The sequence below is a fragment of the Rhizobium sp. Root274 genome, from assembly GCF_001429245.1.
Taxonomy (GTDB): domain Bacteria; phylum Pseudomonadota; class Alphaproteobacteria; order Rhizobiales; family Rhizobiaceae; genus Allorhizobium.
Genome location: NZ_LMJE01000001.1, coordinates 169,457 through 194,669, shown reverse-complemented (window position 1 = coordinate 194,669; position 25,213 = coordinate 169,457). Strand labels below are relative to the sequence as shown.

The 25,213-nt window shown below is 61.0% G+C and carries 28 protein-coding genes; 9 read left to right on the top strand and 19 right to left on the bottom strand.

What is annotated here, in order from left to right; genetic code table 11:
- Nucleotides 1–37 precede the first annotated feature (37 nt).
- The gene (locus ASE36_RS01075; RefSeq protein WP_062274734.1) at nucleotides 38–1,069 is read left to right on the top strand and encodes an alpha/beta hydrolase family esterase; all 1,032 of its coding nucleotides are present in this window, start codon (nucleotides 38–40) and stop codon (nucleotides 1,067–1,069) included.
- Nucleotides 1,070–1,082: 13 nt separating this feature from the next.
- On the opposite strand, the gene ASE36_RS22825 is transcribed toward ASE36_RS01075, so the two are convergent.
- From ASE36_RS22825 to ASE36_RS01050, 6 genes are all read right to left on the bottom strand, one after another.
- Entirely contained in the window at nucleotides 1,083–1,232 is a 150-nt protein-coding gene (locus ASE36_RS22825; RefSeq protein ID WP_167507693.1) for a hypothetical protein, read from the bottom strand.
- Nucleotides 1,233–1,308: 76 nt separating this feature from the next.
- Nucleotides 1,309–1,566 (bottom strand): hypothetical protein, encoded by a 258-nt coding sequence (locus ASE36_RS01070; RefSeq protein WP_244474626.1) that lies wholly within the window; start codon nucleotides 1,564–1,566, stop codon nucleotides 1,309–1,311.
- A gap of 100 nt (nucleotides 1,567–1,666) precedes the next feature.
- Nucleotides 1,667–2,947, bottom strand: coding sequence for an O-antigen ligase family protein (locus ASE36_RS01065; RefSeq protein ID WP_082510729.1), 1,281 nt, complete (start codon nucleotides 2,945–2,947; stop codon nucleotides 1,667–1,669).
- Nucleotides 2,944–4,503, bottom strand: a complete 1,560-nt coding sequence (locus ASE36_RS01060) for an undecaprenyl-phosphate glucose phosphotransferase (protein ID WP_062274725.1) — start codon at nucleotides 4,501–4,503, stop codon at nucleotides 2,944–2,946. The genes ASE36_RS01065 and ASE36_RS01060 overlap by 4 nt, the downstream gene beginning before the upstream one ends.
- A gap of 124 nt (nucleotides 4,504–4,627) precedes the next feature.
- Nucleotides 4,628–5,770, bottom strand: a complete 1,143-nt coding sequence (locus tag ASE36_RS01055) for a glycosyltransferase family 4 protein (protein WP_062274722.1) — start codon at nucleotides 5,768–5,770, stop codon at nucleotides 4,628–4,630.
- Between the two features lie 3 nt (nucleotides 5,771–5,773).
- A complete protein-coding gene (locus ASE36_RS01050) occupies nucleotides 5,774–6,349 on the bottom strand; it encodes a polysaccharide biosynthesis/export family protein (protein ID WP_062274719.1) in 576 nt (191 codons plus the stop codon).
- 196 nt (nucleotides 6,350–6,545) lie between these two features.
- On the opposite strand from ASE36_RS01050, the gene ASE36_RS01045 reads away from it, so the two are divergent.
- The gene (locus ASE36_RS01045; protein WP_062274718.1) at nucleotides 6,546–8,804 is read left to right on the top strand and encodes an exopolysaccharide transport family protein; all 2,259 of its coding nucleotides are present in this window, start codon (nucleotides 6,546–6,548) and stop codon (nucleotides 8,802–8,804) included.
- Between the two features lie 13 nt (nucleotides 8,805–8,817).
- Here ASE36_RS01045 and ASE36_RS01040 read toward each other — a convergent pair whose 3' ends face one another.
- Both ASE36_RS01040 and ASE36_RS01035 read right to left on the bottom strand, forming a co-directional pair.
- Complete coding sequence (locus tag ASE36_RS01040) at nucleotides 8,818–10,101, bottom strand: GNAT family N-acetyltransferase (RefSeq protein WP_244474625.1); 1,284 nt, start codon at nucleotides 10,099–10,101, stop codon at nucleotides 8,818–8,820.
- A gap of 126 nt (nucleotides 10,102–10,227) precedes the next feature.
- Nucleotides 10,228–10,437: a DUF2842 domain-containing protein gene (locus ASE36_RS01035; RefSeq protein WP_413813638.1), complete on the bottom strand. Its 210-nt coding sequence runs from the start codon at nucleotides 10,435–10,437 to the stop codon at nucleotides 10,228–10,230.
- Nucleotides 10,438–10,558: 121 nt separating this feature from the next.
- Here ASE36_RS01035 and ASE36_RS01030 point away from each other — a divergent pair, with 121 nt between their 5' ends.
- Nucleotides 10,559–11,662 (top strand): COX15/CtaA family protein, encoded by a 1,104-nt coding sequence (locus tag ASE36_RS01030; protein ID WP_062274712.1) that lies wholly within the window; start codon nucleotides 10,559–10,561, stop codon nucleotides 11,660–11,662.
- A 1-nt stretch (nucleotide 11,663) separates the two neighbouring features.
- Here the strand turns inward: ASE36_RS01030 and ASE36_RS01025 are convergent, their stop codons facing one another.
- The 6 genes from ASE36_RS01025 to rplM form a co-directional block, all read right to left on the bottom strand.
- On the bottom strand, nucleotides 11,664–12,494 hold the full coding sequence (locus tag ASE36_RS01025; protein WP_062274709.1) for a DODA-type extradiol aromatic ring-opening family dioxygenase: 831 nt from the start codon (nucleotides 12,492–12,494) through the stop codon (nucleotides 11,664–11,666).
- Nucleotides 12,495–12,595: 101 nt separating this feature from the next.
- Nucleotides 12,596–12,985: a VOC family protein gene (locus ASE36_RS01020; RefSeq protein WP_062274706.1), complete on the bottom strand. Its 390-nt coding sequence runs from the start codon at nucleotides 12,983–12,985 to the stop codon at nucleotides 12,596–12,598.
- A 24-nt stretch (nucleotides 12,986–13,009) separates the two neighbouring features.
- Complete coding sequence (argC, locus tag ASE36_RS01015; RefSeq protein ID WP_062274703.1) at nucleotides 13,010–13,942, bottom strand: N-acetyl-gamma-glutamyl-phosphate reductase; 933 nt, start codon at nucleotides 13,940–13,942, stop codon at nucleotides 13,010–13,012.
- 71 nt (nucleotides 13,943–14,013) lie between these two features.
- Complete coding sequence (speB, locus tag ASE36_RS01010; protein ID WP_062274700.1) at nucleotides 14,014–14,967, bottom strand: agmatinase; 954 nt, start codon at nucleotides 14,965–14,967, stop codon at nucleotides 14,014–14,016.
- A 128-nt stretch (nucleotides 14,968–15,095) separates the two neighbouring features.
- Nucleotides 15,096–15,560, bottom strand: a complete 465-nt coding sequence (gene rpsI / locus ASE36_RS01005; RefSeq protein ID WP_062274696.1) for a 30S ribosomal protein S9 — start codon at nucleotides 15,558–15,560, stop codon at nucleotides 15,096–15,098.
- 2 nt (nucleotides 15,561–15,562) lie between these two features.
- Entirely contained in the window at nucleotides 15,563–16,027 is a 465-nt protein-coding gene (rplM, locus tag ASE36_RS01000) for a 50S ribosomal protein L13 (protein WP_062274693.1), read from the bottom strand.
- Between the two features lie 444 nt (nucleotides 16,028–16,471).
- On the opposite strand from rplM, the gene ASE36_RS00995 reads away from it, so the two are divergent.
- Together ASE36_RS00995 and ASE36_RS00990 are read left to right on the top strand one after the other, a co-directional pair.
- The gene (locus tag ASE36_RS00995) at nucleotides 16,472–16,903 is read left to right on the top strand and encodes a VOC family protein (protein WP_062274690.1); all 432 of its coding nucleotides are present in this window, start codon (nucleotides 16,472–16,474) and stop codon (nucleotides 16,901–16,903) included.
- Nucleotides 16,904–17,015: 112 nt separating this feature from the next.
- Nucleotides 17,016–17,477: a CoA-binding protein gene (locus ASE36_RS00990; protein WP_062274687.1), complete on the top strand. Its 462-nt coding sequence runs from the start codon at nucleotides 17,016–17,018 to the stop codon at nucleotides 17,475–17,477.
- A gap of 7 nt (nucleotides 17,478–17,484) precedes the next feature.
- On the opposite strand, the gene ASE36_RS00985 is transcribed toward ASE36_RS00990, so the two are convergent.
- Nucleotides 17,485–17,820, bottom strand: coding sequence for a hypothetical protein (locus ASE36_RS00985; protein ID WP_062274684.1), 336 nt, complete (start codon nucleotides 17,818–17,820; stop codon nucleotides 17,485–17,487).
- Between the two features lie 163 nt (nucleotides 17,821–17,983).
- On the opposite strand from ASE36_RS00985, the gene ASE36_RS00980 reads away from it, so the two are divergent.
- Nucleotides 17,984–18,415 carry a CoA-binding protein gene (locus ASE36_RS00980; protein WP_062274682.1) on the top strand — a complete coding sequence of 144 codons (432 nt, stop codon included), beginning with the start codon at nucleotides 17,984–17,986 and terminating at the stop codon, nucleotides 18,413–18,415.
- 4 nt (nucleotides 18,416–18,419) lie between these two features.
- Here the strand turns inward: ASE36_RS00980 and ASE36_RS00975 are convergent, their stop codons facing one another.
- On the bottom strand, nucleotides 18,420–18,851 hold the full coding sequence (locus tag ASE36_RS00975; RefSeq protein ID WP_062274678.1) for a DUF6455 family protein: 432 nt from the start codon (nucleotides 18,849–18,851) through the stop codon (nucleotides 18,420–18,422).
- Nucleotides 18,852–19,022: 171 nt separating this feature from the next.
- Between ASE36_RS00975 and ASE36_RS00970 the strand changes: the two genes are divergently transcribed.
- Together ASE36_RS00970 and ASE36_RS00965 are read left to right on the top strand one after the other, a co-directional pair.
- On the top strand, nucleotides 19,023–20,309 hold the full coding sequence (locus ASE36_RS00970) for an O-acetylhomoserine aminocarboxypropyltransferase (RefSeq protein ID WP_062274676.1): 1,287 nt from the start codon (nucleotides 19,023–19,025) through the stop codon (nucleotides 20,307–20,309).
- A gap of 56 nt (nucleotides 20,310–20,365) precedes the next feature.
- On the top strand, nucleotides 20,366–20,710 hold the full coding sequence (locus ASE36_RS00965) for a cupin domain-containing protein (protein WP_062274673.1): 345 nt from the start codon (nucleotides 20,366–20,368) through the stop codon (nucleotides 20,708–20,710).
- Here ASE36_RS00965 and ASE36_RS00960 read toward each other — a convergent pair.
- Nucleotides 20,707–21,366 carry a glutathione S-transferase family protein gene (locus tag ASE36_RS00960; protein WP_062274670.1) on the bottom strand — a complete coding sequence of 220 codons (660 nt, stop codon included), beginning with the start codon at nucleotides 21,364–21,366 and terminating at the stop codon, nucleotides 20,707–20,709. The two genes, ASE36_RS00965 and ASE36_RS00960, sit on opposite strands and share 4 nt — an antisense overlap.
- Nucleotides 21,367–21,483: 117 nt before the next feature.
- On the opposite strand from ASE36_RS00960, the gene ASE36_RS00955 reads away from it, so the two are divergent.
- Nucleotides 21,484–22,467 carry a helix-turn-helix transcriptional regulator gene (locus tag ASE36_RS00955; RefSeq protein ID WP_062274667.1) on the top strand — a complete coding sequence of 328 codons (984 nt, stop codon included), beginning with the start codon at nucleotides 21,484–21,486 and terminating at the stop codon, nucleotides 22,465–22,467.
- Here the strand turns inward: ASE36_RS00955 and ASE36_RS00950 are convergent.
- Together ASE36_RS00950 and ASE36_RS00945 are read right to left on the bottom strand one after the other, a co-directional pair.
- Nucleotides 22,457–23,701, bottom strand: coding sequence for a cytochrome P450 (locus tag ASE36_RS00950; protein WP_062274664.1), 1,245 nt, complete (start codon nucleotides 23,699–23,701; stop codon nucleotides 22,457–22,459). The genes ASE36_RS00955 and ASE36_RS00950 overlap by 11 nt on opposite strands.
- Nucleotides 23,702–23,751: 50 nt before the next feature.
- Nucleotides 23,752–25,005, bottom strand: a complete 1,254-nt coding sequence (locus ASE36_RS00945) for a GGDEF domain-containing protein (protein WP_062277788.1) — start codon at nucleotides 25,003–25,005, stop codon at nucleotides 23,752–23,754.
- Nucleotides 25,006–25,213 lie beyond the last annotated feature (208 nt).

The window sequence follows — 25,213 nt, the reverse complement described above, 5'->3', positions numbered from 1 at the left end:
ATTCGATCTTCACGCCAGTCGAAAGAGATCGCACACCATGCGCTTCAAGAGCCCCCTGTCTCCGCTCTCAGCCCTTCTGAAAGGCCAGCGTCGTTGGCGCAGGCTGGTAAAGGACGCCTTTCCGACGATTGGATTGGTGACGCCCCCGAAGGCCGCGCCGAAAGCGAAGGCGCGTGCGGCAGCCTCCCGTGCAGCGCTGGTCGAAGTCCACGCTTTTGGCAGCAATCCAGGACGCCTGCGGATGTTCGAGTTCGTACCGGCTCTGAGGCGCGACCCGCCGACATTGGTGGTGGTCCTCCACGGCTGTCTGCAGACGGCGCAACAATTCGACAAGGGCAGCGGCTGGAGCCGCATGGCCCGCGACAAAGGTTTTGTCCTGCTCTATCCGGAGCAGACCAGAGAGAACAACCAGAACCTCTGCTTCAACTGGTTCAGGCCGAGTTCGGTGGCGCGTGACCGCGGCGAGTTGATGTCGATCCGCCAGATGATCGACCATTGCGCCCGTCGCCACAACATCCCCGCCGATCGCATTTTCATTCAGGGGCTTTCCGCAGGCGGTGCCATGGCGGGCGCGCTCCTCGCGAGTTATCCAGACCTCTTTGCCGCAGCACAAATCGTCGGAGGCCTACCTTATGGGGCAGCTCGCGATGCGATGTCGGCCCTGCATGTGATGAAGTCAGGGGCTCGCCGCGGGCCTAAGGAATGGGGCGATCTCGTCCGCGCCGCGCGAGAGGAAAGCGCGATCGGACGCCCAGCCGTATCCATCTGGCACGGTCGTGCCGACAGTGTTGTCGCGATTGCCAATGCCGAGGCGACGCTTGCCCAATGGCTCGATGTTTATGGTCTTCAGCGCGAGGCGGGGACGGAGTTGCCCGTTGCCGACGGAAGCTGGATCGTCTGGAAGGATGAGACGGGCAAGGTGCTGGTTGAATACCGGATCATCGACGATCTCGACCACGGTTTGCCGGTTCCGCTCAAGCGTGGAACGGCCGGGCGGCAACCTTACATGCTTGAGGGCGCCAACAGCGCCCCCAAGCAATTCTATGAAAGCTTCATACGCCGCGCCTGACGCGGTCGCATAGTCAGTTCTGCTCGACCGAAACGCCGTTCTCGCCGATGCGAAGCTCGACGCCATCCGGCTTACGCTCCTCCTGATAGACGTAGATGCCCAGTCCGATGACGGCGACGATGAGGGCACCGATGATCAAGTAGAGGCCATTGTTCCGGCTCATGAAATTCTCCTGTCTGATTCTATCAGGCAGGTAAGTTTCCAACCGGGATATTGTTCCACCAGCTTATGAGAAATAGTCAATCATTGTTGGTGGAGTTGAGTTCTTCCGGGCGCATGCCTTCCTGGTGCTCAGTGGCCGCGAGCCTTAAACCAGCGCCGCCGGGACCGGCCTCTCCGGAGGAAAGAAACAAGACGCCGAGCCGCTCCAGGGCCTGTCTGAGGGCGACGTGATCGGCCGGGGTCGCTTCATAACCATTGCCGGATTCGATCTGCAGGATCAGCAAGGCCGAAATCCCACTCTCTTGGGAAAGGCGTTCGATCGTCAGGTCGAGCATCGCGCGGGCAGCGCGTATCTGGGCTGGTGTGATCATAATTTGAATATGGCGCAGCCGGCTGCAGGTTCAAGTCTTGCAGGGGTGCGCCTGGCTAGACGGCTTAACGCTGGCCGTTTGCTCGAGACGGCATCGCTCCGTCCGCGCGGCGGCGCACGATCTGCTTCTGATAGCGGTGTTCGAGTGCGCAACAGCCCCAGACGATGCCGAGCACGAGATAGAAGTGTCGCCAGTGGTCGGTGTCGATGACATTTCCAATCAACATGTGCCCGACAAGAACGATCCAGGCGATCATCAAATAGGGTTGCCACGGACGATCGCGCAACAGGTAGCGAAAGCCCATAGAGAACGTCCAGGCAATCAGCGAGATGTAGGAAACGAAGCCGACCCAGCCATAGGTCATCAGCGATTTCAGCCAGATATTGTGTTCGTCCTCGGGAAAGATCTTGCCGAACATCATCGGCCCGATACCGAGCGGACGCTCCATCGCCATCTGGAAACCGAGCCGGTGACGTTCGAAGCGACCGAGATGGCCGCCGTCATAGTCCTGCACCAGCTGGGTGCGCGCCAGAAACAGGTCTCGCACTTTCTCGAACTGCAATGCCACGACCAGCGCCATTACCATGATGCCGACGGCTGCGACCGACAGCATCAGGATTTTCAGGCGGAAGGCATTGCTCCGTTCCTTCAGCAGCATGATGAAAATCAGTGCCATGGCGGAAAACAGGAAGAGCCCCCAGGCCGCGCGAGAGAACGACAGGAAGACGGCAAAGGCGATGATCAAGATGCCGATCAGACGCAGCGGCGATTCAGACAGCTTTCCCTTCAGCAGGCCATAAAGCAGATAGAGCATCGGTGCGACAAGGAAGGGACCGAAGACGTTCGGGTCCTGAAAGGCGCCCATTGCCCGGTCATAGCGGGTAAAGACTTCCGCGCCTGGAAAGGCATGGAAGTAGCCGAGGATACCAAGCATGCCGGTCAGAATGGCGGCGGCCACCCAGGCGCGGAAGATCAGCACCAGCCGCTGGTGGCGATCCTCGATCACGGCGGCGTAGAAGACCGCTGTCAGCGCCAGAAAGATCGAGACGAAAACATAGAGGAACTGCTCCGTCAGGATGTCCTGCATCACCGTCAGTGCCAGCATGCCGCCGATGTTGAAGGTCAGGAGTAGGGCGAGCAGCGGGGCAACGGTCCGCGAAATGCGAAGCCCGAACAGGAACCAGAGCGCCACCTGTCCGACCATCAGCAGCTCATAAGGCGCCGGCTCAGAAATGACGAAGCCTGACAGGAAGACGCCGAAGCCCAGCACCCAGGACACGACCATCTGCAGGGCCGCGACCTGCATCCGGGGAAGGGCAGGGCTCTGGTGGGCGACCGCGCTCAATAGGCATTTTCCGTATTGAGAAGCTTGATCGGGGTGAGGAACAGGATCTTCAGGTCGAATAGCAGCGACCAGTTCTCGATGTAATAGAGGTCGAAGGCCGTGCGGAACTTGATCTTCTCGTCTGTATCGATCTCGCCGCGCCAGCCATTGATCTGCGCCCAGCCGGTGACGCCGGGCTTCACTCGGTGACGGGCGAAATAACCCTCGACGATCTCGCCATAGGTCTTGTCGCGCGTCTGGCCGAGCACGGCATGCGGACGCGGACCGACCAGCGAGAGGTCGCCACGGAGAACGTTGAAGATCTGCGGCAACTCGTCGATCGAGGTCTTGCGGATGAAGCGGCCGACCTTCGTTACACGCGGGTCGCCTCGGGTGACGGCATTCCTCGCGGTCGGATCGCTCATCTCGGTATACATCGAGCGAAACTTCAAAACGTTGATAACCTCGTTGTTGAAGCCATGCCGTTTCTGGACAAAAAAGACCGGCCCCTTGGATGTCGTCTTGACGGCGATCGCCGTGGCGATGAAGACCGGCCACAGAAGCACAAGAGCAAGCAGGCTGAAGACGATGTCGAAGGCGCGTTTGGCAACCGAGTCCCAGTCGCGGATCGGCTTGTCGAGAATGTCGAGCAGTGGAACCGCGCCGACATGGGAATAGGAGCGCGGGCGGAAGCGCAGGTTGTTGGAATGGGCGGCCAGCCGCACATCGACCGGCAGCACCCACAGCATGCGCAGGAGCTCCATGATGCGCGCTTCGGCGCTGAGCGGCAGCGAGATGATCAGCATGTCGATATGCGCGAGCCGGGCGAATTCGACGAGCTCTGCCACCGTGCCGAGCTTCGGATAGCCGGCGACGACGTCGGGCGAGCGCTGTGAATTACGGTCGTCGAAGATACCGCAAATGCGGATATCGTTTTCCGGCTGCTGTTCCAGCGCGCGTATCAGGTCCTTGGCCGGCTTGCCGCCACCGACAATCACGGCCCGCCGTTCCATCACGCCGTTACGGCCCCACCGACGGATGGCAAAACCGATCAGGTTGCGTTCGATGACGAGGAAGGCGCCACCGACGACGAACCAGACGGTAAGGGTGCTCGGGTATTTCACGTCGAAATCGCCGAACAGCAGAGTGGCGAGCGAGGTGAGCGCGACAGCCACGGTCCAGCTGATGAGAACGCGCGCGATCGAGCGCATCGGCGTGCGTAGAATCGAGACATGGTAGCAATCGCTGGCCTGCATCAGCGTAAGCGCAAGCAAGGCACCGCCAAAGCCGCTGATGGCGCTCAGGACGAAATGGGCGCCGGGTTCGAGGGCCATGAAGTAATTGGCGGCAAGCGCGATCGCAAATAGGCTGAGGAATTCTAGAAAACGCAGCTGGCCGATGATGATCGACGGCGAATAATTGGCCACGGCATATTGCGAGGCAATCTGGCGCGCCAATGCGCTCACCTCGGCCTTGGGCTCGCTGCCAGGGCCCGGCGCCGTGCCGTCGGCATTCATTGCCGGCTTGCGGCGGAGCGCCTCGAGATCGAAAGCGTCCGGTTTGTCGACCTTGTTCATCGGGATCCCTCGCACACCTCGCACATGGGTGCGCACAAGGATTAGCGCTAAGGTCCTAAGAAACGCTTTAGCCCATCTCAGATCGAGGTGAAACATGTGCCGCGACGGCACATCTGCGTGGCTGTCAGGCTTTCTGGAGATGGCGCTGATAGAGGTCTTCGACCTGTGCAGCCATGACGGAGGCGGAAAAGCGCCCGCGGAAGCGCTCGCGCTCAGGCATGGTCCGCCGCGACCAGTCCGCCGAGGTGAGGGCTGTTGCCATCACCGCGGCCAGCGCTCCGGGGTTGCCGGGCTCCACCAGGGCCTCACTGTCGCTGCCGAGGACTTCCGGAATGCCGCCGACCCGTGACGCAATAACCGTCTTCTCCGCCGCGAGCGCTTCCAGCACGATATAGGGCATGGCTTCGGCACGCGAGGGAATGACGACGATGTCGGCCATCGCGAAGGCGTCTCTGACAGGCATGGCAGGAGCCATCGCTACGCGGTCCGCCAAACCTCTTTCGTTCAGCATGCGTCTGTATTTCTGTTCGTCCGGACCGTCGCCGATAATCCGGGCGGTGAGGGGCCTGCCCAGTCGCCGTTCCACCTGATCGAAGGCTTCGATGAAGACATCCGGTCCCTTCATGTCGCGCAACATGCCGATATAGACGAAGTCCGCGCCATTGACCGACCGGGGCACTGCGCCGAAATCACGGTCGCTGATCCCGTTATAGATGCGGACCGCGTCGCAATGAGGCTTGCCGATCTTCGCCTCATAGGTGGCGCGCTCGTAGTCGCAGACGAAGGAGATCGCCTCCGTGCCGTGCTCCAGAATGCGCTCGGCCATGAACACAGCTTCACCCGAAAGCGTGCGGGAGCGAAAATGCAGGCTTCCGCCATGTGGGGAATAGAGGCGGGCAACGCTATACCTTTGAACCCGCAGGAGTGAGCCGATGACCCGCGCGACCACGCCGCCCTTGGCGCCGTGTCCGTGCAGAATGTCAGGCCGCAATTCCTTGATATGATTGTAGCAGTTCTTTAAAGCCGCCAGATCGCTGAGACTGACGGAGCGCTGGATCGGCAGGCGCTCCAGCCCGAGCGCCAGATAGGGCATGATCTGCGCGAAAAGCTTGTCTTCGTGCTCGCTGCCGGTGGAGCTGTCGCAGACGATGCCGACGTGATGACCGGCCTGACTGTGATGTTCGGCGAGATCGCGGACATGACGAAAGATGCCGCCCACCGGAGATCGAAAACAATGGACGATGCGCAGCGGCCGCTTGTCTGACATCGATCAGAAAAGCCGTTCGCGTACGTAGACGGTGTCGCCTGCAAGGATGGGATCGGTGATCGGCACGCGGCCGGTGATGATCTGACCGTTGATCTTGCGCGTTACGTCCACGTCACGCTGGTTCGAACGGCCTGTAAAGCCGCCGGACACGGCGATGGCGTTGAGGATGGTCATGCCTGGGACATACGCATATTGACCCGGTTGACCGACCTCCCCCATCACGAAGATCGAGCGATAGCGGTCGATCTCGATGGTGACATCAGGGTCGCGCAGATAACCCTGCTTCAGCTTCTGGGCGAGCACGCCTTCGAGCTGGGTCAGTGTCGCGCCGCGCGCCGCAACCTGCCCGACCAGCGGGAAGGCAATGTAGCCGGCCTGGTCGACGGTGTAGGTATTCGTCAGGCTCGGCTGTTCGAAGACGGTGACCCGCAGCCGATCGCCGCTGTCGAGGCGATAGGGCTGGATGGTCGCTTCATGAAAGACCTTCGGCGCAGGGCGATAACCGGCGCAACCAGCCAGGCTGGCGGACAGAAGTGCGCCTGCGACCAGAAGTATCGCGTGTTTCCCCACCATGGCCATGCGCAGTCGCGCCCCCGATTGAACCCGTTTCGTTGTCTCGTTATCGAACGGTTAGGGTTAATGCCCGGTAAACGGCTGACCCCGCATTTCACCCTACGGCGGGAGGAGGGAAGGCGTCAGGTTGCACCCCCTGCAATTAACCCTTGAGTTACCATGATCCTTTACGGTTGCGCGGATAAAGCCCCGGGAGTGTGTGATGCCGAGTTTGGACCGTGATCAGCAGGACGTCGATATCGACCTGGCGCAGTTTTTCCGTGCCGTGTGGCAGCGGAAAGGGATCATCCTGACCACGACGGCACTGGTCGGCGTGCTGGCTTTCGTCGGCGCGCACGCGATCGCGCCCACCTACAAAAGCAATGCCATGCTGCTGATCGAGCCGCGCGAGCCGAGTTTTTCAGCATCCGGCCCGAACGCATCGACGGTCGAACCGATGCCGGACGAACTGAATGTCGTCAGCCAGGTTCAGTTGCTGCAGTCGGTCGACCTGATCAAGCAGGTGGCCCGGGACCTCAATCTGCATGAGCGGCCGGAATTCGATCCCGAATCCAGCCCCTCTGCCATCACCGATTTTCTCGTCCTGTTCGGTCTTACAAAGAATCCCCTAGACCTTCCGCCGGAAGAGCGGGTCCTGAAGGCTTTCAAGGAAAAACTGTCCGTTTATCAGGTCGAAAAATCCCGGGTGATCGGGATCGAATTCGCGTCCAAGGATCCACAACTGGCCGCCGACGTGCCCAATGCGATCACGGACGTCTATCGCTCGTTGCAGAGCGGCGCCAAGCTCGACAGCAATTCCGAAGCCGTCCGCTGGCTGGAAACCGAAATTGCCAATTTGCGGGAGAAGGTCCGAGAGGCTGAGCAGAAGGTGGCGGAGTATCGCTCCAATGCCGGCTTGATGTCGCTCGGCTCCGACCAGTCCTTCAGCAGCAAGCAGCTCTCGGACATATCCACCGAACTTGCTCGCGTGCGCGGCGAACGGGCCAATGCCGAAGCGACCGCCGAGAACCTCAAGGCCGCCATCAAGGCAGGGAAGTCGACGGATACCATCGATGCCGTCAGTCGCTCGGAATCGATCCAGCGCCTGCGCACAGCCGAATCGCAGATTCAGGCGCAAATATCCGATCTGTCGACGCGATTGCTCGACGGGCACCCGCAGATGAAGTCTCTGCGTGCTCAGCTGGCCGGCCTGCGTGAACAGATCCGTGCCGAAGCCTTGAAGGTTGCTGCTGGCCTCGAGAACGAAGCAGCTGTTGCCCGCGAGCGCGAGACGCAGCTGATTGCCCAGATGAACAGCGTCAAAGCCGACACCGCGCGCGCCGGTGAGGATGAAGTCGGGCTCAAATCCCTTGAGCGCGAAGCGGCCGCCCAGCGTCAGCTGCTGGAAACCTATCTGGCGCGCTACCGCGAAGCCTCATCACGCCTCGACAAGGATTCAAGCCCCGCCGACGCCCGCGTCATCTCGCGCGCCGTCCCGCCGCAGGAAGCGAGCTTCCCCAAGATCCTGCCGATGACGATCGTCTCGGCGCTTGCCACCTTCATCCTGTCCTGCGTGATCGTCATGCTGATGGAGCTGTTCAGCGGCCGCGCCTTGCGCCCCGCTGCCGGGTCTTACGCGCGCGACCATGAACGCGACGTGGAATTTGAGGACGAGGATATGCACGCCGCCGCCGAGGCGGATCTCGCTGATGACGTCGCACCGGCCGCGGTCCTCGCGCCTGCAACTTCACCCGCCGTTGCACCAGCCCCGGCAAAGCCGGCAAGCCTGCTGGATCTGACCGAAGAGACGGATGAGGCTGCTGTCGACGGGCAAGAAACGGATGAGGACGAGGCCGATCCGGTTGACGCCGGCGAAACGGCTGATCAAGGCGAAGACGAATTTTCTGCGGCTTCCGTTGCCGATTACCTGCTGGAGCAGGGTACCCGCGCGGCTTTCGCGATCTCTCCCTCGGGCGATGACGGATCCGCTGGCACGGTGACGTTGGCGCGCGAAGTGGCGGGCCGCGGGCGGCGCGTTGTCTTGATCGACATGACGGGCTCTGCCTGGCCGAGCCAGATGATGACCGCCTGGGCCGATTTGCCCGGCATTACCGATCTCTTGACCGGCGAAGCGGCCTTTGCCGATTGTATCCATCCCGACCGGAGCTCAACGGCCGACATCATTCCGCAGGGCAATGCGGACGTGCGCCAGGCCATGCGGGGTGCCGACCGGCTCTCGATGATCGTGGACGCTCTGGCCGATGCCTATGATCTCGTTCTGGTCGAATGCGGTCCGGCGGAAGCCAATGGTCTGGCCCGGCTCAGCCGCAACGGCAAACACGAGATCATCCTCTCGGCACCTGAACCGGATGCCCGGGAACTCGCGGATATCATGCGCGCCTTCCAGGAGGTCGGTTATGACGATCTGGTCTTGATGTCGGTCCGTCCGAAGGTCAATGGCCCGCGCCGTAGGGCGGCCTGATCGGCGCAAGCGCTCACGGCTCGTCGCTGACAGGGGCGACGGGCACGGGGCTTTTCGAGCCAAGAGCCCGGATGCGCTGAAGGGTGGAGTAAAGCGTGGCATTGTTCTTGATCCCGGCTTTCGCACGGGTCATTCCCTTGAGCAGCCATTCCGCCAGCCGACCAAGCGGCGTGATGGCTATCATCAGGTCGTGATGCTCCGTCGGGTTTCGGCACCAGCGCCGCTTGTAGTCCTGGTCACCGATGCCGAAATCAAAGACGGCAGCACCGGTAAGCGCGGCCCGCTCGATCATCAGCCAGAACAGCAACTCGCCCGGGCTCGCCTCGGGCATGAGTGTGTCATCGATCGAGCCGAACTGGCAGATCACATGATCGCCCTTGCGCGAGAGACCTGCGATCGCAGCGATCTTGCCGGCATGCTCACCCTTGAGCCGCAGCGCGTGCAATTCAAGCGGCACGTCGTTCCCGCCTCGATCGATCTCAAGCGCCATATGGAAGAAGGCTTGCGTCTCGGCAGCCTGGAAGACATTTGGCAACCCTTGAGCCGCGAAACGGGCTGCCTTTTGCCGGAAGAAGGTGTCGAGAAGCGCGGTCTTGTCGCTCGTACTGGTGGCCCGCACATGTTCGAACCCGCCCACGGCGTCCAGCTTTCGAACTTGGGAGCGAAATTTTTTGCGCCGTGCCTTGGCGTTGAGGGGCGCGATCGTCGCTTCCATGTCCGGCCCGAGCCGAACCTGGAAGGCGGAATTCGGGTTTTTGACAGAACTCAGGTCGCTGAACGGATGTCGCTCGCCACGCCAGTCGAGCGGCACATGGGTGAGCCTGACAATGTCGGCTCGTCCGTTAAGGGCTAGCGCCAGCTGATGGCTGAGGATCGACAGCGGCAGGTGTGCGGCCCGGCGGCGAAAATCGGCGGTGAAGAGTCCGCTATTGTAATTGGTGAAGGCGCTGCCGATGAACTGCGCCGTGCGCACCATGGTATGGCTCTCGATTTCGAGCGGCAGGATGAAGGCGAGAACGCCGTCGATCTTGCCCTCAACAATCGCGACCGGGTTGTCATGTGTCTGGACCCAGGCATAGCACCAGTCGAAAGCCTGATGCATCGAGTTCCAGGTGTCGGCCTCCAGCTGGCGCCAGACACGCTCCACCGCCTTCATGTCGTTGTGGACGGCGATGGAAAGGCGCGGGTCGCCACTGGTGCTTGTAGGCACATCGGTGGGACGGCTCGGCACGACAGAGGTCGGACTGGCCATCTGCCCTGCAAAGACAGTCATGGTCTTCGATGTCAGTTCCCGCATGCGGGTCTCCCGTCCGTTTGCCTGCGCCCGAGCCGAAGCTAGCGCCGGGTTCTGCAAGAAACGGTTATCGGAAGGCCATTTCCGGTCGATCGAACCGGAACGCGGTAAACAGCTGGTAAAGGTGACCTACTTGCGCGCCGGTCCCGCCATCCATTTGATGATCAGCATGGCTGGCACGATCCACAGGACGCCGGACAGGACGAAGTAGAGGAGGTGACCCCACCACGGAGCCTCAGCCAGCGTGGCCGACGCAATCGTCGTCGCCAGCAGCGCATAGAGCAAAACGATGACGATGATGGCGATCGTTCCGATGAAGGAGCGCAAGGATGGCCGCATTGGCACGCCTCTCTTTTAGGACTGGCCCGTCATCTTTTGACGCGACCGCTTGCCGCAAACCGGCGGGCTTGTTTTGCACACCGGAGTGATGCAAATCAACGGGCGAAAAGAGGATTGACGAATGACAGCTGCGACGATCGGAACCGAAACCCAAATCCGCACCCAGATTGCCAAGGTGGATAGCGACCGTCGCGCCATCCGCATCTGGCTCGGCCTCGTCGTCTTCACGCTGTTCTGTCTCGTTTTGGTGGGCGGCGCGACGCGCCTCACCGACTCGGGCCTGTCGATCACCCAGTGGAAGCCGATCCACGGCGTCATTCCGCCGCTGACCGTCGAGGAATGGGAAGAGGAATTGCAGCTCTACCGCCAGATCCCGCAATATCAGCAGATCAACAAGGGCATGAGCCTCGACGAGTTCAAGTTCATCTTCTGGTGGGAATGGGCGCATAGGCTGCTCGCCCGCATGATCGGCATGATTTTCGCGCTGCCGCTTCTCTATTTCTGGGTGAAAGGCCGCATCGAACCAGGGCTTCGGCTACCGCTGGTCGGCGTGTTGGCGCTCGGTGGCTTGCAGGGCTTCATCGGCTGGTGGATGGTGTCGTCCGGCCTCAGCGAACGCGTCGATGTCAGCCAGTATCGTCTGGCGACGCATCTGATGATGGCCTGTTTCATTTTTGCGAGCTGCGTCTGGATCATGCGAAGCCTCGCTCCTCACAGTGAGGATGCCTCGCCGACGCCGAAAGCCCGCTTGGTGGCAGGCGTCCTGCTCGCCATGACCTTCTTCCAGATCTATCTCGGCGCGCTCGTCGCCGGCCTCGACGCCGGCTTCAGCTACAACACTTGGCCGCTGATGGATGGCGCGATCGTGCCCCAGGGCCTGTTCGTCCAGGCGCCCGCCTGGATCAACCTCTTCGAGAACCCGAAGACGGTGCAGTTCGTCCACCGCGTTGGCGCCTATGTGCTCTTTGCCATCGCGCTGTTCCACATGATCCAGTGTCTGCGGGCAGCCCCCCAGTCCACCCATGCCCGCCGTAGTGTGCTGATGTTCGCCCTGGTCTGTCTGCAGGCGACGATTGGTATCGTGACGCTCTTGAGCCAGGTACAGCTGCATGCGGGCTTGACGCATCAGGGCATGGCGCTGAGCGTGCTCGCCTTCGCCGTAGCCCATCTGCGCGGCTTCTATGGCGAGCGACCGCGCCCGATCGCCATGGAAGTGCGCGACTAAGTCAACCGAACCGGAAGCCCGAATAGGGCTTGCCGAGGAAATGTCCCTGAAAAACCTGCCGTCCGGCGTCAGCGCCGGCGGCGCCGGCCGCGACGAACAGCGGCACCAGATGGTCATGATCCGGCACATGGCAGGCCAGCGCATCCGGGTTTTGGTCCCACGTCGCCAGACGCGAAACCCGTTCATCCGGGCTTTCATTTTCCACGGCCTCTTTCAGCCAGGCATCAAAACGGATTGCTTCCTGCACATGGCCGGGGTCAGCCTGCCGGAACTGCCGCATGTTGTGGTAGCTCATGCCGGAGGCGATGATCAGCACGTCCTCGTCGCGCAGCGGCTCCAGCGCCCGGCCGATCGCCACATGGCTTTCCAAGTCCAGCGTATTTTTGAGCGACATCACGGTGACCGGGACATCGGCATCCGGATAGGCGAGCATAAGCGGAATAAAGACGCCATGGTCATAGCCGCGCTCGGCATTCTCCGCGCTGTCGATCCCGGCAGCGGCAAGCAGGGCGCGGGCTCGGGCCGCAAGGGCGGGAGAGCCGGGCGCGGGGTAAGACAGCTCGTAGGTATGCGGCGGGAAGTTGTAATAGTCGTAGAGCATGCCCGGCTGTTCGGCGCTGCTCAGCGTCGGCACGGGCTCCGTTTCCCAGTGACCAGACACAACCAGGATCGCCTTCGGCCTGCGTCCCACCTCGTCTGCCAAACTACGCAGAAAGTGGCCGAGGTCGTCCCACGGCCTGCGGCCCTGTTCGTCCTTTGCAAATTCCATGAACGGCCACGGGCCACCACCATGGGGGATGAAGTAAACGGGAAAACGCTGTTGCTCTGTCATGGCACCTCTCTTTGGGCGCACTATAACCGTGTCTGGAAGAGCAGACGATATCACGTCTGCCTGACGAAGCGTTCAGCAGCTGGCAACAGTCATCCTTAGGCTCAGACAGGCTTGTGACAGACGGCTTCCACGTTGTGACCGTCGGGATCGAGCACGAAGGCGCCATAGTAATTCGGATGGTAATGGGCGCGGATGCCGGGAGGACCATTGTCCGTTGCACCCGCCGCCATTGCAGCCGCGTAGAACGCGTCCACCGCCGCCCGGCTCTCCGCGACGAAAGCGACATGCATCGACCCTCGAGTGCGACCACCCGTGCCGATCCAGAGGCTTGGCTTTCCGTGGACCCCGTAGCCGGCGCCCTCATAGGTCCCGCCGGTCTCTTCCGCCGTCACCACCATGCAGCAGGTAGCGCCGATGGTCGGCATCACCGCGTCGTAGAATGCCTTGGACTTCGGATAGTCGGCCACGGACAGACCGATATGATCGAGCATGACATCCTCCCAGATCAGGCTGCCTCAGGCCGACAGCATCAGGTCCATGTTCTGCACGGCAGCCCCTGAGGCTCCCTTCCCGAGATTGTCGAGTGTCGCGACAAGGTTGACGTGAGCTCCGCCTTCGGTGCCGAAGACATAGAGCTTCATCGTGTCCTGCCCAACCAGTTCTTCGGCATCGACCCGTGGCAGCTTGGCGCTCTCGGCGAGCGGTACAACGGTGACGATGTCCTGACCCGCGTAATGTGCCACGAGGGCTGCGTGAATGCTCTCAATCGTCGTCCCCGACGCGAGGTCGTCAAGGAACAGAGGCACCTGCACGATCATGCCTTGGGCAAATCGGCCGACGGAGGGGGCGAAGAGGGGGGCTCGGTCAAGCCGGCCATGGATTTTCATTTCCGGCACATGCTTGTGCTTGAGCGGCAGGCCGTAGAGAAAATTGTTGGCGGCCAGATGCTCCGGATGAGCGGAGTCTTCCATCTGGGCGATCAGCTGCTTGCCGCCGCCGGTATAGCCGGAGACCGCATTGACGCTGACCGGATAGCCGTCGGGCAGGATGCCGGCGTCGCGGAGCGGACGGATGAGGCCGATGGCCCCCGTCGGATAGCAACCGGGATTGGCGACTTTACGGGCGGCCTTGATCTTCGCGCCCTGTGCCTTGTCCATCTCGGCAAAACCATAGGCCCAGTCTTCCGCCACACGAAAGGCGGTCGAGGTATCGATGATCCGAACCATGTTGTTGCCCGAGAGCATGGCGACGGCCTCTTTCGAGGCGTCGTCCGGGAGGCAAAGGATAGCAATGTCGGCGCTGTTGAGCAGGTCTTCCCGCATCGCGGAATTGCGCCGTTCCGCTTCCGGGATCGACAGGAGCTCGACGTCGCGGCGGCCGGCCATGCGGGTGCGGATCTGCAGTCCCGTGGTTCCGTGTTCGCCATCGATGAAGATTTTCGCGCTCATGTCTTTGTCCACAAAATCAGGAAGTTGGAAGGTCCGGCGGAATCACTTTATCCGCCATATGATTCAGTTTGTTAACGGGAGGCGGCCAGCCGCTCGGCCCGGAGACCAAGCATATACATCGCGACCGTTGCACCGGCAATGGCGGTGATATCGGCATGATCATAGGCTGGCGCCACTTCGACGATGTCAGAACCGCGGATATCGAGGGGTCCGAGCTTGCGCAGCACCGACAGCATCTTGGCCGAAGACGGGCCGCCCGCGACCGGTGTGCCGGTGCCCGGCGCAAAGGCCGGATCGAGGCAGTCGATGTCGAAGGTGAGGTAACAGGGTCTGTTGCCGACATGGGCGAGGATCTGGTCTGCGATGGCCTGCGCGCTCAGATCCTCGACCTCGTAACCCGGAATGATCCGGATGCCGAAATCCTCCGGCGCCTCAGTGCGGATGCCGATCTGGATCGAGGCCTTGGGATCGATGACGCCTTCGCGGACAGCGCGGCAGACGAAGGAACCATGGTCGATGCGCTGGCCGTCATCATCCCAGGTGTCCTGATGCGCATCGAAATGCACAAGCGCCAGCGGACCATGCTTGGCGGCATGCGCTTTGAGAAGCGGCCATGTAACGAAATGGTCGCCGCCGAGCCCAAGCACATAGGCGCCGGACGCCAGAATTTCGGCCGCCTGCGTTCCGATCCGCGCCGGTGTCTCCTGATGATTGCCGTAGTCGAGCAGAACGTCGCCATAGTCGATGACAGCCATCTGCTCGAAGAGATCGCGGGCAAAGGGATATTGCGGATCATTGTCGAAGATGGCGGAGGCGCGTCGGATCGCCTGCGGCCCGAAGCGCGCGCCGGGGCGGTTCGAAACGGCGGCATCGAAGGGAATGCCGAGGACGACGGCATCGACGTCATCGAGAACTTTCGAATATTTGCGCCGCATGAAGGAGAGCACGCCGGCATAGGTCGGATCGGTCGCCGCACCACGAAGCGCTGTGGCGGTAAAGGCGTTGTCGATCGATTTGCTGGCCATGATCGTCTCCGGTCTGATTTGATCAAATTATAACGTGCGATACCTTGGTCAAGCAGTCGCCAGGCGCGGGAAACAAAAAAGGCGGAGCCGAAGCCCCGCCTTGATTTCCGTTTCCGGTAATCCAGCGATTAACGCTTGGAGAACTGGAACGAACGACGGGCCTTGGCCTTGCCGTACTTCTTACGCTCGACAACGCGGCTGTCGCGGGTCAGGAAGCCACCCTTCTTCAGGACCGAGCGCAGGCCCGGTTCGAAGTAGGTGAGGGCCTTCGAGAGACCGTGGCGAACTGCACCGGCCTGGCCGGAAAGACCGCCGCCGTGAACGGTCGCGATGATGTCGAACTGGCCATCACGGGCAGCTGCGACGATCGGCTGCTGCAGGATCATCTGCAGGACCGGACGGGCGAAGTAGGTGCGGAATTCGCGGCCGTTGATCGTGATCTTGCCGGTGCCCGGCTTGACCCAGACGCGGGCAACAGCGTTCTTGCGCTTGCCGGTGGCGTAGGAGCGACCCAGCGAGTCGACCTTGCGGACGTGAGCCGGAGCTGCGTCCTGTGCCGGGGCAAGGTCCTTCAGGGAAGAAAGATCGGCCATACTTAGGCGCTCCTTGTGTTCTTGCTGTTCAGCTTGGCAACGTCGAGAACTACGGGCTGCTGAGCTTCATGCGGATGGTTCGAGCCGGCATAGACGCGCAGGTTCTTCATCTGGCGACGGCCGAGCGGGCCGCGCGGGATCATGCGCTCGACAGCCTTCTCGAGAACGCGCTCCGGGAAGCGGCCTTCGATGATCTGGCGGGCAGTACGTTCCTTGATGCCACCCGGATAACCGGTGTGCCAGTAGTAGGTCTTGTCCGAATACTTCTTGCCGGTCAGGACAACCTTCTCGGCGTTGATCACGATGACATTGTCGCCATCATCAACGTGAGGGGTGTAGGTGGCCTTGTGCTTGCCGCGAAGATACGTGGCGATGATGGTGGCGAGGCGGCCGACAACGAGCCCTTCGGCATCGATGACGATCCACTTCTTCTCCACCTCTGCAGGCTTCTGAACGAAGGTAGACATTGAGGTCTCTTTCCGTGTGATCCTGAGAGATCCGAGACTGGATCCGCAGGCGTTTTTTGTTGCTTGTTTCGCACCGTGACCGGCACAAAAAAGAAAGCGGTCCCGAGGGGCTGCGTTCTTGTGGGCTGTATAATCGGAGGTCCTGGAACGGTCAAGGTGAGGCGGGCTGAATGGTGTGCAGCAAAGCCAATATAAATCAACGACTTAGATGTGGGGTACTATTTTACCCCACATTTTCGGCGCGCCGCTTACTGCAATTGCCACAAAATGCGCCTGTTGCGGCCTGTCCATACTTCGCGAAAAGGGCAGGTTATCCGATATATTGACTACGAAGGGAAGGATTGCAGTCAAAACATGAGCGCAACTCATGATGCTAATATGTGCATGAACATAATGAAAACATAAACCGAACGTATCGGCAGGCGCCCAAGATGGAGGTAATTCATGTCCCTGGAGCGTCGCATTTCTTTGATCACGCTGGGCGTTGCGGATGTCGCCCGCAGCACCGATTTCTATCAGCGGCTCGGCTGGACCAAATCTTCCGCTTCCAATGACGATGTGACGTTCATACAGCTCAAGGGAATAGTCCTTGGGTTGTTTTCCCGTGAACACCTGGCCAAGGATGCGCGCGTCGAAAACACGCCTCCTGGCTTCTCCGGCGTCACCCTTGCCTACAACGTCCCGAGCGAAATTGGCGTGGATGCGGTGGTGAAATTCGTCGTCTCCTGTGGAGCAACTCTGGTCAAGGCGCCGGAAAAGGTCTTCTGGGGAGGCTATTCGGGTTATGTTGCGGATCCCGATGGCCACCTCTGGGAAATCGCCCACAATCCCTTCTTCCCGCTGGACGAGCACGGTCATGTGGTCCTGCCGGACTGATGGGAAGCATTTTAGCAGGTGAGCATAATGCTCGTTAACCGGTGGATGATATAAGGAGATCGGGGAATAAAGGACGGTTTGCTCAACGGCCCGAAAGGGCAGGAGAAAGTCCATGAACCACGACACCTATCTGAACAGCTATCTCGCAGAGATCCTCAAAGGTGCGCGCACGGTCGCGGTGGTCGGCGCCTCCACCAATGACCATCGACCAAGCCACTGGATCTCCGGTTTTCTGCTTGGCAAAGGCTACCGCGTCTTTCCGGTAAACCCGCTGCATGCGGGCTCCACGATCCTTGGCCAGCCCGTTTATGCCTCGCTTGCCGACATCAAAGAGCCGATCGATCTGGTCGACGTGTTCCGCCAGTCGGACCATCTCGACGCGATCGTCGATGAAGTCCTGGCCATGGAGCCCAGGCCGAAAGCCATCTGGTGCCAGCTTGGCGTCCGCAACGACCGGGCCGCCGCAAAGGCTGAAGCCGCAGGGGTCAAGGTCGTGATGAACCGCGCACTCGTCTCAGAATATCCGCTGGTCTATGAGCTGACCCATGCGCATGGACCGGCGCACGCGGCCTGACCGGCGATCAAAAGCGGATGACCGGCTTGAAGAACTGATCCGGCAAGGGACTGACGGGCTCACAGCTCAGCACCGGGCAACGTGGCTCATCCTGGGTCGGAACATAGGCGCGTTCGGCATATTCGTTGTCGTCGCACTGTGCGTTGCGCGTGACGTAACGGTCATAGAGCGTCATACCCGGGACCCGCTTTGACGGGTAGCGCAGGATGACGGCGCCCTCATTGATCACCCGCTGGCGGGCGTCGGCGCAGGTCAGGCTTTGTGAGTTGTAGCGTGAGATGGCGGCGGCAGGCGATGCCGCGCCAATGGCTGCCACCAGAATGATCATATGGTTCAGACGCATGATGGTCCTCCTTGAATGCGGTTCAACGCTTGGCTCAGTCAGCGGGTTCCGGTTTGAGCGATAAGCCTTTCACCTGACGAAACATAGTGCAGTCGGTCTTGTTGTCGACGCGCTCTATCCCATCTAGTGCTGCGATGTGAAGCACGTGGCAATGGAGGTCGGGATGGCGGAACATACCCATTATTCGAACGACTACCTCAGGGAGATCTTGGGCAACGTCAAGACCATCGCGCTGCTCGGCGCCTCGCCGAAGCCGGATCGCCCGAGTTTCGGCGTCATGCGTTTCCTGATGTCGAAAGGCTACCGGGTTTTCCCCGTCAATCCCGGCCAAGCCGGCAAGGAAATTCTCGGTCAAACAGTCTATGCAACCATGGCCGATATTCCGGAAGCGATCGACATGATCGACGTGTTTCGCGCACCGGAACATCTGGGTGAGGTCGTATCAGAGACGCTCGCTCTTCCAAGCCGGCCCAAGGTCATCTGGGGCCAGCTGACAGTGCGCGACGACGAAGCCGTGAAGCCGGCGGAAGCGGCCGGCATCAAGGTCGTGATGAACCGCTGCCCGGCCATCGAAATGCCGCGTCTCGGGCTGTAAGCGGCTAGCGCTCCATCAAAAGATCCGGACTGGCGCGAAGAGCGTTCAGGCTCTCTGCATTGTTGCAATAGTCGACGAAGGTCTTGCCGATCGTGCCGGCCTGCAGGTCGTGCCGACACTGATCCTTGGACTGGCAGTTCGAACAGGCGATTTGCATGTCTCGAAACAGCTTGCGCATCTGGTAGTCGACTTCGTCCGGATCGATGTTGAGGGCCCGCATGACCTGCGGCATCTCGTCGGCGGCATGCGGCCCGGCCTTCACCAGCGCGACCAATTGGTGCGGGCTGAGGCCACAATCTTCCGCCAGGGCCTCGATCTGGGCCTGATCGAGATTGGCCAGCACATCGGCCTCTGTCGAGGCTTCGAAGCCCTGTGCGAACCAGGACAGGATCTGTTGCATTGTATGGCGTACCGGGTCTGCGATGTTCAGGGTCATAGGCGCTCTCCGTCAATAAGGAAGAGCATGCCACGCCGCGCGCCACCTGCATTGACCTCGATCAAGGATGTTTATGCTCACGCCGCGGTTGAGATTGGAATATTGCAGGCTGACAACTGCCCCCGACTGACTATGATCCGCCGCAGTCCAGCTTAAGGGAGGATCCATAACATGTCGGACACCAATCCGGGTTTTGCCACGCTTGCCGTTCACGCCGGCGCCCAGCCTGATCCCACGACCGGCGCGCGCATCACGCCGATTTACCAAACGACAGCCTTCGTCTTTAATGATTCAGACCATGCGGCCGCCCTCTTCGGGCTGAAGCAGTTCGGCAATATCTACACCCGCATCATGAACCCGACGCAGGCCGTTCTCGAAGAGCGCGTTGCAGCGCTTGAAGGCGGCACGGCAGCGCTCGCCGTCGCCTCCGGCCATGCCGCGCAGCTCCTCGTCTTCCACACGCTGATGCAGCCGGGCGACAATTTCGTCGCGGCTAAGAAGCTCTATGGCGGCTCGATCAACCAGTTCGGCCATGCCTTCAAGAATTTCGACTGGCACGTTCGCTGGGCCGATCCCGCCGACGTCGCAAGCTTCGAGGCGCAGATCGATGATCGCACCAAGGCTGTTTACATTGAAAGCCTCGCCAATCCCGGCGGCACCTTCGTCGATATCGAAGCAATTGCCGAGATTGCCCATCGCCACGGCCTGCCGCTGATCGTCGATAACACGATGGCAAGCCCCTACCTGATCCGCCCGCTGCAGCACGGCGCCGACATCATCGTGCACTCCGCCACCAAGTTCCTCGGCGGCCACGGCAATTCCATGGGCGGCGTCATCGTCGATGGTGGTACCTTCGACTGGTCGGCCAAGCCGGGCAAGTATCCAATGCTCTCCACCCCGCGCCCGGAATATTCCGGCGTTGTCCTGCACCAGACCTTCGGCAATTTTGCCTTTGCCATCGCCTGCCGCGTGCTGGGCTTGCGTGACCTCGGTCCGGCCATTGCCCCGATGAATGCCTTCCTGCTCCTGACCGGCATCGAGACCCTGCCGCTGCGCATGCAGCGCCACTGCGACAATGCGCTGAAGGTGGCGACCTGGCTGAAGAACCACCCGAAGATCGCCTGGGTCAACTATGCGGGCCTTCCCGGCGATCCGAACAACGCGCTGCAGAAGCGCTACTCGCCGAAGGGCGCAGGCTCGGTCTTCACCTTCGGCATCAAGGGTGGGCTGGAAGCCGGCAAGGCTTTGGTCGGGGGGCTGCAGCTCTTCTCGCATCTGGCGAATATCGGCGATACCCGCTCGCTGATCATCCATCCCGCCTCGACCACCCATGCCCAGCTGTCCGAAGAGCAGCAGATCGCAGCCGGTGCTGGGCCGGATGTCGTGCGCCTGTCGATCGGGATCGAGGATCCGGAAGACATCATCGCCGACCTTGAGCAGTCGCTGGCCAAGGCTTGATGAATTGAAACGAGCGGCGGTGTCGGTACACCGCCGCTTGCCATTCGGAGATCACGATGACCCTGTCCCTGCCTTTCGATCCCACCGCCGTCACGCCGGAGGAGGGGGCTCCTGCCCCGGACCGCCTGATTTCCGGCGATCCGCGCTTCACCACCTGGAATATCGAAGAGGCGGAGGGCGGCATCTATGCCGGCATCTGGCAGTCGACGCCTGGCAAGTGGCGGATCTCCTATGATGAGTGGGAATACTTCCACATTCTCGAAGGCCACTCTGTCGTCACCGAGGATGGCGGAGACCCAGTTGACCTGAAAGCAGGCGACCGCCTGATCCTCAGACCCGGCTTCAAGGGAACCTGGGAAGTTCTTGAAACGACTCGTAAGGACTATGTCATCAGGCTCTAGCTCGCAGCCTTCATCCGGGCCGCTGCAGCCTCGTGCTCGGCCGCCATGGTGATGTCCTCCGCCGAGACCTTCTGGATGCTCTCGCGGCTGTTGATCCGCTCCATGTAAGCCTGGAAGGCGGGGCGGGCCTCGACGAGACCGAACATTGTGGTCCAGTGCAGCGCAATCCCCCACAGGAGGTCCGCTGCCGTGAAGCGGTCACCGAGAAGGTATGGGCCTTTCTTCAAGGCGCCCTCCAGCATGTCGATCAGCAGGTCATAACTGGCATAGGGGGTCTCGTTGAAAGAAGCCGGCTCCCGCTTCATGTATCGGTCCACCACCGCGGGTTCGAAGCAGCTGCCATAGATGAACAGCCAGCGGACATAGGCGCCGCGGTCCGGATCGGTCAGTGCTGGGGCAAGACCCGCCTCAGGAAAGAGATCGGCGAGATAGAGGTAGATCGCACCCTGTTCGGTGACGAGCGTGCGGTCGACCTCGACCGCCGGTACCTTGCCGAGCGGGTTGATCGCGAGATAGGCCGGCTGGCGCTGTTCGCCCACCTTCATGTTGAGCACACGGAGCGTGTAGGGAACGCCAAGCTCTTCCAGTAGCACGCGCGCACCGGTGGCCCGCGTCTGAGGCGAGTAGAAGAGGGTGATCTGTTGGTCATTGTGCATTGAAAGTCTCCCTTTCGAAAAGATGCCGCCATAGGGCGATGAAGAGAGACTATGCGACCATACCTGTCAGATTGTGTCAGGTTGGTCTAGGTTACTGCACCTGACGAGGATTTTCTTATGCGCGCTAGCCGGCTGATCAACATCCTGACGACACTGCAGGCGAAGGGACTGGTGACGGCGGAAGCGCTGGCTGCCGAAAATGACGTTTCGGTCCGCACTATTTATCGAGACATCGACGCCCTCTCTCTGTCCGGCGTTCCCGTCTACAGCGAGCGCGGTTCGGATGGCGGTTACAGGCTTCTCGACGGCTACCGTGTCCGCCTAAACGGACTGTCTTCCGCGGAAGCGGAGGCGATGTTTTTGTCCGGTATTCCCGGTGCCGCTGCCGATCTCGGTCTTGGGTCGCTGATGGCCGGCGCGCAGAAAAAACTGACCGCGGCCTTGCCCGAGGACCTGAGGGAGAGTGCGAGGCGCATGCAGTCGAAGTTCCACCTCGATGCACCGACCTGGCTCGCCGAGGGCGAACAGCCGGTCTACCTTCAAGCCATTGCCGATGCCGTCTGGAACTCCAAGCGGATCCGCATGCGCTACCGTTCGTGGAAGGCGGAGAAGAACAGGGTGGCGGAACCGCTCGGTATCGTCATTAAGGGTGGCGCCTGGTATCTCGTCGCCCGTGTCGACGACACACCGCGCACCTATCGCATTTCGCGTGTCCTCGATCTGATCGTCACCGATGAACACTTTGACTGGCCGAAAACCTTCGACCTTGCGGCATACTGGGACGACAACACTCGACGGCTCGAACGCGAACTCTACCCCAATTGGGCAGTTGTCCGGCTCTCCGGCTGGGGGCTGAAGGAGGTAGAACACATGTCCCCTCCTTACGTGCGCACCAATCTCGAGTTCATCGGTGAACCTAACGAACAGGGCTGGCGCACTGTCCGCCTGCCGGTGGCGCAGGAACGCATGGCCGTCTCCGAGATGCTGAAGCTTGGAACGGAGGTCGAGGTCATCGATCCGCCGGAATTGCGCGCCGCCATGCATCGGGCGGTTAAAAGCCTGATCGCCCGTTACAGTGAGGCGTCCGACCTCACCAGGTGAGGTCGAGCCGCTCAAGCCCGTGGAAGTGATAGACGTCTTTGACTGTGGGTATCTGCGCGATCTTCAGTCCCGGCAGCCGCTTGAACAACAGCGGCAGAACGATGTTGAGTTCAAGCCTTGCCAGCGGCGCCCCGATGCAGAAATGGATGCCGGCACCGAAAGAGAGGTTCGCCCCTTCATCGCGGGCCGGCTTGAACGTCAGCGGATCCGGGAACTTCTGCGGATCGAGATTGGCGGCTGCCAGAATGAGGCTCACCTTGTCGCCACGCTTGAAGGAGACACCGTCGATCTCGCAAGGCTCCAGGCACCAGCGCTGGAAGATATGCACGGGCGCGCAGATGCGGAGCGTCTCCTCGACCGTGCGTTCGATGGTCTTTTCGTCAGTGAACAGCGTCGCCGGATCGATCCCGCTGTCGAGGATGACCCGAACCGAATTGCCGATCTGGTGAACGGTCGCCTCGTGGCCGGCATTCAGGAGTACGATGGTCGTGGAGATCAGCTCGTCCTCAGTCAGGAACTGTCCCTTATGCTCGGTGTGGATCATGTGGCTCAACAGATCGTCGCGCGGCTCTGCCCGCCGCTCGGCGATCACCTGACGCACGTAATCCGCAAATTCCTTGGCTGAGCGGTCGGCCGCCTCCTCGTCGGCGCGGGTCCGCTTGAACATGTACATGCCGACATAGTCATGGCTCCATTTCAGAAGCTGTGGCCCCATCTCTTCGGGAATGCCGATCATGCGGGCGATCATCGTGACCGGGATGATGTCGGCGAAGGTCGACAGAAGCTCTGTCTTCCCATCCTTTTCGAAGCCATCGATCAGCCGGTTCGCGAGGTCCTCGATCTCCGGCGTCATCTTCTCGACATGGCGGGAGACGAAGGCCCGGTTGACCAGTGTCCGCAACCGCGTGTGCTCCGGCGGCTCGATCTCCAGCAGCGAATGCTCCTCTGCCTTGTCGAAGTGGCGGGTATGCGCTGCCGGCTCCGGCATCGCGAGTTCTTCGCGCGTTGCGATGTGCAGGATCTGCCGGCCGAAGCGACGATCGCGCAAAAGCGCGTTTACATGGTCATAACCGGTGAAGAACCACTGCTTCTGTTCCTCCCAGTAGAAGGTCGGACAGTTCGCGTGCAAAGCCGCATAGGCCCGGTTCGGATCGCCGTAGAAAGCGGGATCACGGGCGTCGAGCGAGACGCGACGGGTGGCTGGATCAATGGTGAGGAAGGAAAGCTCGGTCATGATAACCTGTTTATGCGATGGTGACTGTTGCGCCAATGCCTTGGCGATGGTCAGCTGTCCAGTAAGGTTGCGACGGCGGCAATCCTTTTCAGGATCGCAACCTGGCGGTCCACCTGCTCATCGACCACGACGCCCGTCTCCGAACGCGCCGTCGGAACGGTCACGATACGCGCGCCGGCCTTCACCGATGTCCGGTTCCGGCCCTCACTCTTCGAAACATAAAGCGCGCTGTCGGCGTCAGACATCAGCTGTTCCAGCTTTGCACCGGCAAGAGGGCTGACCGCAATGCCGATGCTGGTTGTAATGCTGAGGGGCTTGAGTTCTGTCGATATGGCTTTTTCGGCGAGCGCCATCCTCACCGTCTCGGCAAAGAGAGCCGCATCCCGGGGTTCGGAAATCGCCAGGACGGCGGCAAACTCTTCGCCGCCGGTGCGTCCGAACGCAGCCCGCTGCGGTAGAAGCGATCGGCAAAGAGCTGAGAATTCCAGCAGGACCTGATCGCCCGCCTGATGCCCGTGTTCATCGTTCACCTGCTTGAAGTGGTCCAGATCGAAGACCAGCAGCGCCAGAGCCGGCGAGGGGGCTGCGTCCTGAATGCGCTGATAGGCTTCGCAGAAGCCGCGGCGATTAAGGACGCCCGTCAAGGGATCGGTTCGCACCAGCGACTGCAGGCGCTCTTCAGACCGGTCCATCAGCATCTTTGCGAGGATGACGATCGCCGTGATGAAGCCGACAAGGGCGACTGTTCCCATCCACAGTCCAAGCGTGTTGTCCTGGAAGCCTTCAGGTTGGTGGAAGATGACAAAGATCCCGAAGGTGAGGCTCGACATCGCCTGCGCGGTCCAGATTGCCGACAGCATGATGCGGTAGCGGCGTGAACTGAAGCTTGCCTTCGTGATCAGAACCGCAAGGGATAAAAAGCCGGTGGCCGCGGCGAGGTTATAGGTCGATACCCGCAGAGCGAAGGTTTCACGGATATGGGGCAAGAGATTGCCGGCAATCCAGATCAGGGGTGGCAGCCATGCGGCAACCGGCGCGCGCCGTCGATCCAGCGCCGAGACGGCTGCAGCCCATGCGCTGAACGCGAGAAGCGAGGTGATGTTGGCAACGTAAATAGACACGAAATCGGGAATGTTGCCACGCGCACCGACGAGGCCGAGTCCCGTAGCGTGCACGGCAAAACCGATGCCGAACCAGAGGAAATGCCGCTGATCCCGCCCGTGCAGCCAAATGGCAATAAGCAGAATCGCAAGCGTGCCCGCCTGGATCACCCAAAGCAGAAACGCCGTCTTCACGTCGATCACGATCAATATCCCAAATAATGGAGCCTGGGCCCACGGGCTCCACAATGGCGCAGCCGGGTTAAGCACTTCCTACGGTGACCTTGTGGATTGCAGCAAGTCCAGGTCTTCGTGACCGCGAGGAAAAAGAGAATTTTCACCATGTTAGAGGTTTCTTGTGCATCGTCGACAAGTCTAAGCAGCACGAGCCGCGCGGCTCGGGCAAAACAGC